General features: G+C 70.9%; 13 protein-coding genes. 1 reads left to right on the top strand and 12 read right to left on the bottom strand.

Features of this window, described 5'->3' with window-relative positions:
• Positions 1–46 precede the first annotated feature (46 nt).
• From coaBC to EXE58_RS16950, 12 genes are all read right to left on the bottom strand, one after another.
• Positions 47–1,285, bottom strand: coding sequence for a bifunctional phosphopantothenoylcysteine decarboxylase/phosphopantothenate--cysteine ligase CoaBC (gene coaBC / locus EXE58_RS17005; RefSeq protein ID WP_244242285.1), 1,239 nt, complete (start codon positions 1,283–1,285; stop codon positions 47–49).
• Between the two features lie 13 nt (positions 1,286–1,298).
• Positions 1,299–1,610, bottom strand: a complete 312-nt coding sequence (gene rpoZ / locus EXE58_RS17000; RefSeq protein WP_135268954.1) for a DNA-directed RNA polymerase subunit omega — start codon at positions 1,608–1,610, stop codon at positions 1,299–1,301.
• Between the two features lie 2 nt (positions 1,611–1,612).
• Positions 1,613–2,200, bottom strand: coding sequence for a guanylate kinase (gmk, locus tag EXE58_RS16995; RefSeq protein ID WP_208544061.1), 588 nt, complete (start codon positions 2,198–2,200; stop codon positions 1,613–1,615).
• Entirely contained in the window at positions 2,197–2,520 is a 324-nt protein-coding gene (gene mihF, locus EXE58_RS16990) for an integration host factor, actinobacterial type (protein ID WP_135268953.1), read from the bottom strand. Before mihF ends, gmk begins: the two co-directional genes overlap by 4 nt.
• Before the next feature lie 78 nt (positions 2,521–2,598).
• Positions 2,599–2,997, bottom strand: coding sequence for a hypothetical protein (locus tag EXE58_RS16985; RefSeq protein ID WP_135268952.1), 399 nt, complete (start codon positions 2,995–2,997; stop codon positions 2,599–2,601).
• Entirely contained in the window at positions 2,994–3,803 is an 810-nt protein-coding gene (gene pyrF, locus EXE58_RS16980) for an orotidine-5'-phosphate decarboxylase (RefSeq protein WP_135268951.1), read from the bottom strand. The genes EXE58_RS16985 and pyrF overlap by 4 nt, the downstream gene beginning before the upstream one ends.
• On the bottom strand, positions 3,800–4,612 hold the full coding sequence (locus tag EXE58_RS16975; protein ID WP_135268950.1) for a nitronate monooxygenase: 813 nt from the start codon (positions 4,610–4,612) through the stop codon (positions 3,800–3,802). The genes pyrF and EXE58_RS16975 overlap by 4 nt, the downstream gene beginning before the upstream one ends.
• Positions 4,609–5,433, bottom strand: a complete 825-nt coding sequence (locus EXE58_RS16970; RefSeq protein ID WP_135268949.1) for an iron-sulfur cluster-binding protein — start codon at positions 5,431–5,433, stop codon at positions 4,609–4,611. Before EXE58_RS16970 ends, EXE58_RS16975 begins: the two co-directional genes overlap by 4 nt.
• A gap of 1 nt (position 5,434) precedes the next feature.
• Positions 5,435–6,550, bottom strand: a complete 1,116-nt coding sequence (locus EXE58_RS16965; protein WP_208544060.1) for a quinone-dependent dihydroorotate dehydrogenase — start codon at positions 6,548–6,550, stop codon at positions 5,435–5,437.
• Positions 6,543–9,860, bottom strand: a complete 3,318-nt coding sequence (gene carB, locus EXE58_RS16960) for a carbamoyl-phosphate synthase large subunit (protein WP_135268948.1) — start codon at positions 9,858–9,860, stop codon at positions 6,543–6,545. Before carB ends, EXE58_RS16965 begins: the two co-directional genes overlap by 8 nt.
• A gap of 1 nt (position 9,861) precedes the next feature.
• Complete coding sequence (gene carA, locus EXE58_RS16955) at positions 9,862–11,028, bottom strand: glutamine-hydrolyzing carbamoyl-phosphate synthase small subunit (protein WP_135269663.1); 1,167 nt, start codon at positions 11,026–11,028, stop codon at positions 9,862–9,864.
• A gap of 144 nt (positions 11,029–11,172) precedes the next feature.
• Positions 11,173–12,789 (bottom strand): ABC-F family ATP-binding cassette domain-containing protein, encoded by a 1,617-nt coding sequence (locus tag EXE58_RS16950; RefSeq protein WP_135268947.1) that lies wholly within the window; start codon positions 12,787–12,789, stop codon positions 11,173–11,175.
• Between the two features lie 224 nt (positions 12,790–13,013).
• On the opposite strand from EXE58_RS16950, the gene EXE58_RS16945 reads away from it, so the two are divergent.
• Complete coding sequence (locus EXE58_RS16945) at positions 13,014–14,243, top strand: acetyl-CoA hydrolase/transferase family protein (RefSeq protein WP_135268946.1); 1,230 nt, start codon at positions 13,014–13,016, stop codon at positions 14,241–14,243.
• Position 14,244: the final 1 nt, after the last annotated feature.

The following is a 14,244-nucleotide window of genomic DNA, read 5'->3' as shown; positions in this document are numbered from 1 at the left end:
GGGTGGAGATCAATGTACGCGGTGACCGCGCTCTGGCCTGACGGTCTCAAGGGCCGACGAGACGTTCGCGGACCTGGTCCCAGACCACACGGGCCAGGGCGGTCTTGGTGCCACGGGGGACGTCGACCCGACTGCCGTCGGCGCCGAGGATCACCGCTTCGTTGTCGGGCGAGCCGAAGACAGCTCCCCCACTCACGTCGTTGACGACCAGGAGGTCGCACCCCTTGCGCGCCAGCTTCTCGCGCGCGTGGTCGAGCACGCTCCCGGTCGCGTCACCGGTCTCGGCGGCGAAACCGACGACGACCTGGTGCTCATGGGCCCGCTCGTGGGAGATCGTCGCCAGGATGTCGGGGTTCTGCTCGAGCTCGATGGCGGGGGCGGAGCCATCGGCCGCCTTCTTGATCTTGGTGTCGCTCGTCGTCGTCGGGCGGAAGTCGGCCGGAGCGGCCGCCATGACGACGGAGTCGGCGTGGAGCGCGGCCTTGACCACGGCGTCACGCAGCTGCTCGGTCGTCTCGACGTGGACGACCTCGACACCGGCCGGGTCGGGCTGGACGGCATTGGCGCTGATCAAGGTCACCTCTGCTCCGCGGCGGGCCGCCTCGCTCGCCAACGCATAGCCCTGGATCCCCGAGGACCGGTTGCCGAGGAAGCGCACCGGGTCGAGGTACTCGCGGGTGCCTCCGGCACTGACCACCACCCGGCGTCCGGCGAGGTCGCCCGGGGTGTCACCGCCGAGCACCGAGCGGCACACCTCGAAGATCTCGGCGGCCTCCGGGAGGCGCCCCTTGCCGGTGTCCTTGCCCGTGAGCCGGCCCTCGGCAGGCTCGATGACGTGCACGCCCCGGCCGCGGAGGGTCTCCACGTTGGCGCGGGTGGCGGGATGCTCCCACATCTCGGTGTGCATCGCCGGGGCAAGCACGACCGGGCAGCGAGCGGTGAGCAGGGTGCTGGTGAGCAGGTCGTCGGCGAGCCCGTGGGCAGCTCGGGCCATCAGGTCGGCCGTCGCCGGCGCGACCACCACGAGATCTGCCTCCTGCCCGATGCGCACGTGCGGAACGGCGTGCGCATCGGTCCACACCTGTGTCGAGACCGGCTTGCCCGAGAGCGCCGCCCACGTCGCGGGGCCGACGAACTCGAGCGCGGCGGCCGTCGGGACGACCGTCACGTCGTGACCGGACTCGGTCAGGCGTCGCAGGAGCTCGCACGCCTTGTAGGCGGCGATGCCGCCGGAGACGCCCAGCACCACGCGGGGCGCGGCCCCGGCGGGCCGCTCGATGCTCACCAGAGCCGTCGACTCACTCGGTGACGTCGGCAGCAGCAGCCTCAGCCGCGGCGGCCTCGGCGGCGGGGTCGATGTCCTCGCAGGTCAGCAGGTCCTCGTTGATCTCGCGCAGCGCGATCGAGAGGGGCTTCTCCTGGACGTGGGTCTCGACCAGCGGACCGACGTACTCGAGCAGGCCCTCACCGAGCTGGGAGTAGTAGGCGTTGATCTGGCGGGCTCGCCGGGCGCTGTAGAGGACCAGCTTGTACTTGCTGTCGGTCTTGCCGAGCAGGTCGTCGATCGAGGGGTTGGTGACGCCCTCGGCGGCGATGGTGGGTGCAGCCACAGTCAGATGCCTCTATCCGGATCAGGAACGGGGGAACGCGCAGTCATCAAGGCTACCAACTGCTCAGCCGCATCGTGAACTTCGTGGTTGACGATCGTCTCGTCGAACTCGCTCTCGGCGGCCAGCTCGGCACGAGCGGTCTCGAGCCTTCGCTCGCGTTCGGCCGCACCTTCGGTGCCCCGTCCCACCAGACGGCGCACCAGCTCCTCCCACGACGGCGGGGCGAGGAAGACGAACAGGGCCTCGGGCATGGTCTCCCGGACCTGGCGTGCTCCCTGCAGGTCGATCTCGAGCATCGCCGGGCGGCCCGAGGCGAGCGCCAGCTCGACCGGCCCCCTCGGCGTGCCGTAGCGAGCCGTCTTGTGGACCACTGCCCACTCCAGGAGGTCGCCGCGCTCGATCATGGCGTCGAAGTCGTCGTCGGAGACGAACCAGTAGTGGACGCCGTTCTCCTCGCCCGGCCGCGGGGGCCTGGTGGTCGCGGAGACGGAGATCCAGACCTCCGGGTGGTGGCGACGGATCTCCGCGGCCACCGTGCCCTTGCCGACGGCGGTGGGCCCTGCGAGCACGATCAGACGGGAGTGAGTCACGACTGGTCGGGGCCGAACTCGCGCTCGAGCGCAGCGACCTGCTTGACCCCGAGTCCACGCACGCGCCGGCTCTCGGCGATGCCGAGTCGCTCCATCACCTGGCGCGCGCGCACCTTGCCGAGGCCCGGAACCGACTGCAGGAGCTCGACCACACGCATCTTGCCGATCACTTCGTTGTGCTCGCCCTCGCGGAGCACCTCGATGATCGAGCCTCCGGAGTTCTTGAGGCGGTTCTTGACCTCGGCGCGCTCGCGGCGAGACGCAGCCGCCTTGTCCAGGGCAGCCTGCCGCTGTTCGGGCGTGAGTGGGGGGAGGGCCACGAAAGGTCCTTCTGGTGCGAGATCGAGAGGTCCGGGTCAATCTAGTCATTGCCGCGCGGGGCAGGCAATCGAGGGCCCTCAGTGGGCGAGAGGTGTTCCACACACGTCGAGGGCATGCTGCTCCAGGGCGGCCATCGCCTCGATGGTCCGTCTGGATCCGAGCTCCTCCGAGGCGCGCTCGATCCGGTCCTCGGCACCGCCGTCGACGGCGGACTCCAGAGCCTCCAGAGCCGTGACGACGTGGGTCCACTCGTCCTCGATGTCGGAGGGGGCGTGCTCCTGGAGGTCGCGGTAGGGCGGCAGGGCCGCGAACAGGGCGTCCTCGTCCTCGGAGGCAGCGACCTCGGTCAGCTCGTCCTGGTGGTCCGCGACCCGCTCGCAGTAGGCCTCCTGCGGGTCGGAGGAGCACCCGGAGAGCGTGCTCGCCACCGTCAGGAGGGTCACGAGGACCGTCGACACGGAAGCGGGAGAGCTCACGACTGCTGGATCCTGCGCACGGCATCCGCCAGGGCTGCCGGCTCGGGGCCGGCCGCGAGGAGGCCGCGCGAGGAGGATGGGATCACGAGGTTCCCGCCAGAGCCCCCGAAGAGCCGGTCCAGGTCGTCGTCGGTGCCGCCCTGGGCGCCGTACCCGGGGACGAGGATCGGGCCGTTGATGGCGAAGTCCTCCTCCGACTCTCCGATCGTGGCGCCGACCACCGCGCCGTACGACCCCAGCGGTGAGACCCCGGCGTTGAGCGTCCTGAGGTGGTCCAGCACCACCCCGGCCACGGTGCCACCACCGGAGCGTGCGTGCTGCACCTCGGGCCCTTCCTTGTTGGACGTCAGTGCGAGGACGAAGATGCCGGCGCCATGACGCTCCGCGGTGTCGATCATCGGCTGCAACGAGCCGAACCCCAGGTAGGGAGAGGCGGTGATCGCGTCGGCCGCCAAGGGTGACGCGGGATCGAGGTAGGCATCGGCGTAGGCCTGGGAGGTGGAGCCGATGTCACCGCGCTTGACGTCGAGGATCACCAGCGCGCCGGCCGACCGCGACTCGGCGATGACCCGCTCCAGCACTGCGATCCCGCGGGAGCCGTGGCGCTCGAAGAAGGCGCTCTGCGGCTTGATGCACGACACGTGCGGGGCGAGCCCCTCGACCGCCGCCAACGCGAAGCGCTCCAGCCCGCCGACGTCGTCGCTCAACCCCCAGTCGGCGAGCAGCGACGCGTGGGGGTCGATGCCGGCACACAGGGCGCCCCGCTGGTCGACGAGGGTCCGCAGGCGTTCACCGAAGGGGGTCATGCGTCATCTCCTAGCTCGGCCGCGACGCGCGCGACCGTGGTGGGGTCGTGGAGCAGTGCGGTGCCGATCTGCACGGCCACCGCGCCGGCGCCGAGGAAGAGCCGGGCCGACGCGGCGTCGTGCACGCCGCCGCAGGCCACGAGCGGGACACCGGGCAGGCTGCGCGCGGTCTCGGTCAGGCAACGGAGCACAACGGGTGCGACGGCCGGCCCGCTCAGCCCTCCGGGTCGGCCGTCGGGGAACGCTGCGGGAACGGTGTTGCCGAGGACGACCGCCGTCGCGCCTGCCTCGTGGCAGGCACGGGCGCCCTCCACGACACGCGAGACGTCCGGCCGCAGCTTGGCGAGCACCGGGCGGTCCGCGGGGAACTCTCTTCGCACCGCCGCCACCACGCTGGCTGCGTGATAGGGCTCGCGGACCTCGAAGAGGTCCAGGCCCGTCTCGTCGGGGGCGCCGACGTTGACCTCGAGCCCAGCCACGCCGGGAGCCCGGCTCAGGCGCCGGGCGAGGTCGGCGTACTCCCCCAGCGTCGACCCGGCCACCGAGACGAAGACGCGGGCGCCCGCGCGGACGAGCCACGGCAGCTCAGTCGCCAGGAAGTGCTCGAGACCGGGGTTGGGAAGTCCGACGGCGTTGACCAGTCCACCCGACACCTCGACGACGCGGGGCCCGCTGGCACCTTGACGAGCGTCGAGCGTGACGGAGCGGGTGACGAAAGCCACGCCGTCGAGGTCGAGGAAGGGGGCGAGCTCACGGCCCGTCCCGCCACACCCGGAGGCCACCATCACCGGACCGAGGGCGATCGTCACAGCTCGGCCCACCGGACCCGGTCACCACGGACCACGGGTCCCTCGGTGCACGCACGCACGATCCGTGGCACCCCGTCCTCGCCGAGCACCGGGAGAGGACATCCGTGGCACAGACCTGTGCCGCACGGTCCGGGGACCTCGACGGCTGCCTGGCTCCAGGCCCCGCAGGTCTCGGCCGCACGTGCCACGTCCCGGAGGACGGCGGTGGGTCCGGCGGCGTAGGCCACAGCCGCGTTGCTGCGACGCAGCAGGTCCGGCAGCTGCTCGCCGACCGTGCCCCTGCTGCCGACCGATCCGTCGGCGGTGATCACGGTGACCGCGCGTGCGGAGCGACGAGCCTCGAGGGTCGAGACGAGGTGCGCCTCGTCCATCCCGGCGAGTGCGAGGGTCACCGCGCAGTCGCGCTCCCGCAGGCGCTCGGCCAGGGGGAACAGGACCGCAGCGGCGTAGCCCTCGCCCACGAGCAGGCACGACACCGGCTCCTTGGGAAGGGCGAAGGGACGGCCCAGCGGGCCGGTCACGGCGAGCCGTGTCCCGGTGGGCTGCGCGGCGAGCCACCGGGAGCCCGGGCCCCGAGGCTCGACCACGATGTCGAGGGTGGGGCCGAACGCGCTCGACTCCTTGATCCGGTGGATCCAGAAGGCTCGTCTCGCGACGTGGCCGGCGACGGTGAGGGCCACGAAGTTGCCCGGACGGAAGCGTGCTGGGACCCCCGGGGCAGCGATGGTGAGCAGGCGGTAGGCCCCCGCCTTCTTGGTCGCGATGACCTCGCCGTCGACGTGGAGGGGTTCACGCGCGCTGGTCGCCGCCCGTGCAGTCATCTCAGGCGAGGCCCCGCAGGACGTGCGAAGGCCAGGCGGGACCTCCGTAGACGAAGCCGGTGTATCCTTGGAGGAGGTCGGCTCCCGCGTCGAGCCGACGTCGTGCGTCCTCGGCGGTGGAGATGCCACCCACCCCCATCAACGTCAAGTCGGGCCCGACGCGCCCGCGCAGGAGGCGCACGACGTCCTCGGCACGCTGGGCGAGCGGGCGGCCGGACAGGCCGCCGGCCCCGATCTGGTCCACCTGCGAGCGCTCGGTCACCAGCCCCTCGCGCGAGATGGTGGTGTTGGTGGCGATGATCCCGTCGAGGCCGACCGCCAGCGCGAGGTCACCCACGGCCAGGACGTCGTCGTCGCTGAGGTCGGGGGCGATCTTGACGAGCAGCGGCACCCGGCGGTCGCCGGTGACCTCGTCCGCGCGGCGTCGTACGGCGTCGAGCAGCGGCCGGAGCCGCTCGACCGCCTGGAGGTCCCGGAGTCCGGGGGTGTTGGGCGAGGAGACGTTGACGACGAGGTAGTCGGCATGCGGAGCGAGCAGCCCGGCGGACTTCTCGTAGTCCAAGATGGCGTCCTCCTCGGGAACCACCTTGGTCTTGCCGATGTTGATCCCGACGACCACCGGCCCGGCGCCAGTTCCGCGTCCGGACGGTGCAACCTCTCCACCGAGTCGGCGCTCGCGCGCGGCCAGCCTGCGCGCGACGACCTCGGCCCCGTCGTTGTTGAACCCCATCCTGTTGATGATCGCCCGGTCGTCCTTGAGCCGGAACAGCCTGGGCCGAGGGTTGCCCGGTTGGGGTTCGCCGGTCACCGTGCCGATCTCCACGTGACCGAAGCCCAGCGCAGCGAGGGCATCGATCCCGATGCCGTTCTTGTCGAACCCCGCGGCCAGCCCGAGCGGGTGCGGGAAGGTCAGGCCCAGGGCCCTCACCTGCGATCTGGCGCCGACTCGGCGACGCGCAAGCGCCGACTCGCCGCCCAGCAAGCGCCGGGTCGCGGGCTCGGCTGCGCGAATCGCCCGGAACGCATGGTGGTGGATCCGCTCGGGATCGGTGCGCGAGAGGACGTGGTCGAACAAGGTGGAGTAGACGCGCGGCCGAGCCGACGACACCTCAGTCACCGATCCGGGCCCGGGCCCAGTCCTGCAGTGACCGCACCCCGATCTCACCCCGCCGCATGGCCTCCATGCCCTGGACCGCGGCGCCCAGGCCCTGGATCGTGGTGATGCAGGGGATGTCGGTCAGGATCGCCGCGGTGCGGATGTCGTAGCCGTCGAGCCGGGGAGACCCGCCGCTGGTCGACCCGTGCGGGGTGTTGATCACCAGGTCGACCTCACCCGCGCGGATGCGCCCGACGATCGTGGGCTCGCCGTCGGGGCCGGGACCCTCGGAGTGCTTGCGTACGACGGTCGCCTCGACGCCGTTGCGGCGCAGGACCTCGGCGGTGCCCGCCGTGGCGAGGATCTCGAACCCCATGTCGGCGATCTGCTTCACCGGGAAGATCATGTGGCGCTTGTCGCGGTTGGCCACGGACACGAAGACCCGGCCGGTGAGCGGGAGCGACCCGTAGGCCGCGGTCTGGGCCTTGGCGAAGGCCGTGCCGAAGAACGCGTCGAAGCCCATCACCTCACCGGTGGAGCGCATCTCCGGACCGAGGACGGCGTCGACGGTCCTGCCGTCGGGCGTCTTGAACCGGTTGAAAGGCATGACCGCCTCCTTGACCGCGATCGGCGAGCCGTCGGGCAGGTGGCCCCCGTCGCCGTCGACGGGGAGCACGCCGGCCCTGCGGAGGTCGGCAATCGACTCCCCCAGCATCACGCGGGCTGCGGCCTTGGCCAACGGGGTCGCGGTCGCCTTGGAGACGAAGGGAACCGTGCGGGAGGCGCGCGGGTTGGCCTCCAGGACGTAGAGGACGTCGGAGGCCATGGCGAACTGGATGTTGAGCAGGCCGCGCACACCGAGCCCTCGGGCGATGGCCTCGGTGGAGGCGCGGATCCGCAGGACGTCCTCGGAGCCGAGCGTGATGGGCGGCAGTGCGCACGAGGAGTCACCGGAGTGGATGCCGGCCTCCTCGATGTGCTCCATCACACCGCCGAGGAACAGCTCCTCACCGTCGAAGATGGCGTCGACGTCGATCTCGACGGCGTCGTCGAGGAAGCGGTCGACCAGGACGGGCTGCCGCTCGTTGATGAGGCCGGCGGCGACGTACTTCTCCAGGTAGGACTCCAGCGCCGCGTCGTCGTAGACGATCTCCATGCCGCGCCCGCCCAGCACGTAGGAGGGCCGGACCAGCACGGGGTAGCCGATCTCGGCGGCGATCCGCTGCGCCTGCACGAAGGAGGTCGCGGTGCCGTGCTTGGGGGCGGGCAGGTTGGCATCGACCAGCACGCGGCCGAACGCCCCACGGTCCTCGGCGAGGTGGATGGCCTCAGGCGAGGTGCCGACGATCGGCACGCCCGCGTCGGCAAGCCCCTGGGCGAGGCCCAGCGGCGTCTGCCCGCCCAGCTGGCACACGACGCCCGCCACGGGACCCGCCTGCTGCTCGGCGTGGACGATCTCCAGCACGTCCTCCAGGGTGAGCGGCTCGAAGTAGAGACGGTCGGAGGTGTCGTAGTCGGTGCTCACCGTCTCGGGGTTGCAGTTGACCATGATCGTCTCGTAGCCGGCCTCGGCCAGGGCGAGCGAGGCGTGCACGCAGGAGTAGTCGAACTCGATCCCCTGCCCGATCCGGTTGGGGCCGGAGCCCAGGATGATGACGGCCTCCTTGCCCTCCGTCCGGGGGCGCACCTCGGTCTCCTCGTCGTAGGAGGAGTAGTGGTAGGGCGTCTGCGCGGCGAACTCTGCGGCGCACGTGTCCACGGTCTTGAACACCGGCCGGATCCCGAGCGCGTGCCGGACGCCGCGCACGACATCGGCCGAGAGCCCGCGGATCTTGCCGATCTGCTCGTCGGAGAAGCCGTGCCGCTTGGCGTGGCGCAGCACCTCGGGAGTCAGCTCCGGAGCCTCGGTCACCTCGACGGCGACCTCGTTGATCAGCGCGAGCTGGTCGAGGAACCAGGGGTCGATGGCGGTCGCCTCGAACAGCTCCTCCGGGGTCGCCCCGGCGCGGATGGCGTCCATCACCCTCTTGAGACGACCGTCGGTGGGGATCCGGATCTCCTCCAGCAGGGCGGCCTTGTCGAGGTCGACGAACTCCTTGTGCCAGTCGAACGGGGCGTTCTTGCTCTCGAGGGAACGCAGCGCCTTCTGCAGTGCCTCGGTGAAGTTGCGACCGATGGCCATCGCCTCGCCCACCGACTTCATGTGGGTCGTCAGGGTCTGGTCGGCACCCGGGAACTTCTCGAACGCGAAGCGCGGGACCTTGACCACGACGTAGTCGAGCGCGGGCTCGAACGAGGCAGGGGTCTCCCGGGTGATGTCGTTGCGGATCTCGTCGAGGGTGTAGCCGATCGCGACCTTGGCGGCGATCTTGGCGATCGGGAAGCCCGTGGCCTTGCTGGCCAGGGCGCTCGAGCGCGACACGCGCGGGTTCATCTCGATCACGATCAGGCGCCCGTCGGCCGGGTTGACGGCGTACTGGATGTTGCAGCCGCCGGTGTCGACACCGACCGCGCGGATGATGCCGATCGCGAGGTCGCGCATCTTCTGGTACTCACGGTCGGTGAGGGTCATCGCGGGCGCGACGGTGATGGAGTCACCGGTGTGCACGCCCATGGGGTCGAGGTTCTCGATCGAGCAGACGATGACGGTGTTGTCGGCACGGTCGCGCATCACCTCCAGCTCGTACTCCTTCCACCCGAGGATCGACTCCTCCAGGAGCACCTCGCTGGTGGGGGACGCTGCCAGGCCGCCCCCGCCGATGCGGATCAGGTCGTCCTGGTCGTAGGCCATCCCCGAGCCGCTGCCGCCCATCGTGAACGAGGGACGCACGACCATGGGGTAGCCGAGCTCCTCGGCGCCGGCGAGGAGGTCCTCGACCGAGTGGCAGATGACGCTGCGGGCGCTCTCGCCACCGAGGGAGTCGACGATCTTCTTGAACTCCTGACGGTTCTCGCCACGATCGATCGCCTCGATGGAGGCGCCGATGAGCTCGACGTCGTACTTCTCGAGGACGCCGGCCGCGTCGAGCGCCATGGCGCAGTTGAGCGCGGTCTGACCCCCGAGGGTGGCCAGCAGGGCGTCGGGGCGCTCCTTGGCGATGACCTTCTCGACGTACTCGGGCGTGATCGGCTCGACGTAGGTGGCGTCGGCGAACTCGGGGTCGGTCATGATCGTCGCGGGGTTGGAGTTGACCAGGACGACCCGCAGGCCCTCCTCGCGCAGCACCCGGCACGCCTGGGTGCCGGAGTAGTCGAACTCACAGGCCTGGCCGATGACGATGGGGCCGGAGCCGATGACCATCACGGACTTGATGTCGGTGCGCTTGGGCATGTCAGATACCACCTTCATGTCCAGCAGCGCTGGTCTCGATTGTCGCCTCAGTCGCTCGTCTCGTTCCTCGACTCGACTCCATCAGGTCCGTGAAGCGGTCGAAGAGGTAGGCGGCGTCGTGCGGGCCTGCTGCGGCCTCGGGGTGGTACTGGACGGAGAAGGACTTCAGGCGTCCCTCGTCGTCACGCAGCTCGAGCCCCTCGACCACGTCGTCGTTGAGGCACACGTGCGACACGGTCGCCACGCCGTAGGGGGTGGTCGTGCTTCCCTCGAGCGGGGCGTCGACCGCGAACCCGTGGTTGTGGGCGGTGACCTCGACCTTGCCGGTGGTGCGGTCCATCACGGGCTGGTTGATGCCGCGGTGGCCGTACTTCAGCTTGTAGGTGCCGAAACCGAGGGCACGGCCGAAGAGCTGGTTGCCGAAGCAGATCCCGAAGTAGGGCAGGCCGCGTCCGAGCGCCTCCTGGAGCAGCTCGACCTGCCCGGTGGTCGCCGCCGGGTCACCGGGGCCGTTGGAGAAGAAGAGACCGTCGGGCTCCACCGCCTCGACGTCGGCGATGGATGAGGTGGCGGGCAGGACGTGCACCTCGATGCCGCGCTCGCTCATCATGCGGGGGGTGTTGGCCTTCAGACCCAGGTCGAGGACGGCCACCGTGAAGCGCTTCTCCCCCACTGCCGGCACCACGTAGGGCTCCGGGGTGGAGACGGCGTCGCTGAGGTTGGCCCCGCTCATCGCGTCGGCCTCGAGCACACGGGCGAGGAGCGCCTGCGGGTCGGTCTCGGTCGTGGAGATGCCCACGCGCATCGCGCCACGCTCACGGAGGTGTCGCGTGAGGGCGCGGGTGTCGACCCCGGAAATCCCGACGACGCCCTGGTCGCGCAGCTCGTCGTCGAGGGTGCGCTGCGAGCGCCAGTTGGACGGGACGCGGGCGGGGTCGCGCACGACGTAGCCGGCCACCCAGATGCGGTCGGACTCCTGGTCCTCGTCGTTCATGCCGGTGTTGCCGACGTGAGGGGCCGTCATCACGACCACCTGGCGGTGGTAGCTCGGGTCGGTGAGCGTCTCCTGGTAGCCGGACATGCCGGTGGAGAAGACTGCTTCGCCGAAGGTCTCGCCCTGTGCGCCGAATGACTCGCCGCGGAAGGTGCGCCCGTCCTCGAGGACCATGAGCGCCGTTTTCTGGACATGCCGTGGCACGTCGTACCTCCTTCTCCGCCTCACGGGACGGATCGTTAAAGGATGTTCGAACTCGCGCCAACCCTAGCAGCGCGTCCCTGCCGTACGACGCCGTCCCACGAGGGGTCGGGGCTCTCACCCGAGCGACAGCGTGGGTCCTTGCCACCTGCGGCGCAGCCACCGGTCGTGCGAGGCCAGCAGCACCGTCCCCGGGGCAGTCCCGAGGGCCTCCTCGAGCTCGCCCGCCAGCGCCAACGACACGTGGTTGGTCGGCTCGTCGAGCAGGAGCAGGTCGGGCGCGACGGCGATGGCGATGGCGAGGGCCAGTCGACGACGCTGGCCGACCGACAGGACGCCCACCGCCCGACGGTGGTCCCGCGGAGCCAGCAGCCCCAGCTCGCGCAGCGCCGGCGCCTGTTCGCTGCCGGCGACAGCGTCGTCGTACGTCGTCAGGGCCGAGCGCCGCATGTCTGCGAACCACGGGTCCTGGGTCAGCTCCGCGACGACCCGGGCGGACACGAGCGCCTCGCCGGCCGTGGGCGTGATGCGGCCCGACAGCACGCCCAGGAGCGTCGACTTGCCCGAGCCGTTCGAGCCGGTGACGAGCAGCTGGTCGCCGGCCTCGACGTCGAGCCGGTCGAGCCGTAGTCGCCTCGACACCTCCAGGCCGCGCACCTGCACCGGCCGGGTCGCTCCCGGCTGTCCGGTGAGAGCTCCCCGGAAGCGGAGCGGTGGACGCGGCTTGCGCACCTGGGACCGCTCCGCGAGGTCCAGCCTGCGAGCAGCGTCCTTCCTGCGCCGCGCCGCGGTCTGCTCGACCCGCCCGCCCTTGAACGCGTAGATGAACCTGTCTCCGTCACGAGGGGGCCGGTCGTGGGCAACCGCCTCGGTCCCCTTGCGCACGGCCGCGCGCAGCCGGTCGAGCTCCTCCTGCTGGGAGACGTAGGTCTCCTCCCAGCGCCGCCTGGCATCAGCGCGCGCTGCCTCGTAGTCGCTCCACCCGCCGCCGAAGTGCCGACCGCCGGCGCCGTCGGTGCCGATCTCGGCGGGGTCCAGGTCGACCAGGTCGGTGCAGACGTCGTCCAGGAGCACCCGGTCGTGGCTGGCGAGCACCACGACGCCAGGCAGGTCGCGGAGGAACTCCGTGAGCACCGCGATGGCGTCGTCGTCCAGGTGGTTGGTGGGCTCGTCGAGGAGGAGGCAGGAGGGCCGCGTGGTCATGATGGCGGCGAGCGCGAGCCGGGTGCGCTCGCCACCGGAGAGGGTGCCGACCCGCCGGTCCGGTTCGACGTGGTCGAGCCCGAGCGAGGCGGCGGCGAGGACGGCGCGGCGATCTGCGTCCCACGCCTCGAGGGCCGCGGCGTGGTCGAGGGCGTTGGCGTACGCCGCCGGGTCGGCACCCTCCTGGCCCAGCGTCGCGGCCAGGCGCTCGACGTCGGCGACCGCCTGACGAAGTGGGGCGAGCATCGAGTCCAGCACGCCTCCCACGGTGGCGTCGTCGCTGAAGGGCGGCTCCTGGCCGAGGAGCACGACGTCAGGAGGAGCCACGATGCGGCCGGTCGTCCGGGCGCGGGGTGGCAGCAGGCCGGCAATCGCCCGCAACAGCGTCGACTTGCCGGAGCCGTTCTCACCGACGAGCCCGATGCGCCTGCCCGGCTGTGCCAGGAGGTCGACGCCGGACAGCACGGTGCGGTCAGGGAACGAGACGGACAGGTCGACGACGGAGAGATGGGCAGACAGAGGGGCAGACATGGACGGCCTCGAGGAGCAAGGAGCACGAAGACTCGCCGGGCAGGTGCCGCGGACGCGAGTCGGGTCAGGCCGGGATCCACATGATGGGCACATCCTAGGGATGTGGACCGGGGCACGCCAACGCATTTCCTGCGCGTCGGCCCCTCGTGGCGGACGTCCTGCCAGGGGGGTCGAAGGGCCCGCCGACTCGCGCGCCTCGACTGTTCGTCTGCCACGATCGCCCCATGCGCACCGTCGACGTCGCCCAGGCAGCCCGCACCGTCTCCGAGCTGGGGGTGTCAGAGCCACGCATCGTCATCAGCGGCAACTTCGCCTCGCCGGTCGAGGTCTTGACCCCGATGCTGGCGCAGCTGCCCCATGCCAGGCTCCACGCCTTGAACGCCCAGCGGAACCTCCCCGTCCACGACGGGGTGGTGCCCGAGACCACGTTCGTCGGCCCCGGGTACCGGCGGCACCCGCGACTCTCCTACGTCCCCAGCCGCCTCTCGATGGTGCCGCGCCTGTTCCACGGCCCGCTCGCCCCCGACGTGGTCGTCGTGCACACCACCACGCCGCGCAACGGGAAGGTGTCACTCGGTCTCGAGGTCAACGTCCTGCCTGCGGCCATCGAGGCTGCGCGCTCCCACGGGGCGCTGGTGGTCGCGCAGCTCAACCCACGCATGCCGTGGACCTTCGGTGACGCCGAGATCTCGGTCGACGACATCGACCTGGGCGTAGAGGTCGACATCCCGCTCGCCACGCACGACCCCCGCATCCCCGGTGAGGACGCGCGGCTCATCGGGTCCCGCGTGGCGGCCGAGATCCGGGACGGCGCCACTCTCCAGGCCGGTATCGGCGAGGTGCCCGACGCGACCATCGCGGGCGTCCTCGAGCGTCGGAACCTGCGGATCTGGACGGAGATGTTCAGCGACGGCGTGCTGACGCTCGAGAAGGAGGGGGCCCTCGATCGTGGGGTGCCCATCAGGACGTCCTTCATCTTCGGCAGCCAGGAGCTCTACGACTGGGCCCACGACAACCCCAGGATCCACATGCTCCGCACCGAGGTGACCAACGCTCCCGCACAGATCGCCCAGCAACCCATGATGACGTCCATCAACACTGCTCTCCAGGTCGACCTGTTCGACCAGGCCAACGCCTCGCGCATCGGCACCCGGATCTACAGCGGCTTCGGGGGGCAGACCGACTTCACCGTGGGGGCGAGCCACTCCCAGGGCGGGAGGGCCTTCATGGCGTTGCGCAGCTGGCACCCGCGTGCCGACGTCTCCACGATCGTGCCGCTCGTCGACGAGCCGGTGACGTCGTTCCAGCACACGGCCGTGGTGACCGAGCAGGGCATCGCCTGGATGTGGGGTCGCGACGAGCGTGAGCAGGCGCGCAACCTCATCGACCACGCCGCGCACCCCGACGTGCGTGACGACCTCTGGGAGGAGGCTGCGGCTCTCGGCCTCGCCTGAC

It is taken from the genome of Nocardioides seonyuensis (assembly GCF_004683965.1).
Taxonomy (GTDB): Bacteria; Actinomycetota; Actinomycetes; order Propionibacteriales; family Nocardioidaceae; genus Nocardioides; species Nocardioides seonyuensis.
The sequence above is the reverse complement of the archived record's forward strand: the minus strand, read 5'-3'. Positions and strand labels throughout refer to the sequence as shown.

Bases quoted from the DNA above. Each gene is read 5' to 3' on its own strand.
- EXE58_RS16970 (WP_135268949.1), bottom strand. From the start codon at position 5,433: ATGACTGCACGGGCGGCGACCAGCGCGCGTGAACCCCTCCACGTCGAC.
- carA (WP_135269663.1), bottom strand. From the start codon at position 11,028: ATGGTCCTCGAGGACGGGCGCACCTTCCGCGGCGAGTCATTCGGCGCA.
- pyrF (WP_135268951.1), bottom strand. From the start codon at position 3,803: ATGACCCCCTTCGGTGAACGCCTGCGGACCCTCGTCGACCAGCGGGGC.
- carB (WP_135268948.1), bottom strand. From the start codon at position 9,860: ATGCCCAAGCGCACCGACATCAAGTCCGTGATGGTCATCGGCTCCGGC.
- EXE58_RS16945 (WP_135268946.1), top strand. From the start codon at position 13,014: ATGCGCACCGTCGACGTCGCCCAGGCAGCCCGCACCGTCTCCGAGCTG.
- EXE58_RS16950 (WP_135268947.1), bottom strand. From the start codon at position 12,789: ATGTCTGCCCCTCTGTCTGCCCATCTCTCCGTCGTCGACCTGTCCGTC.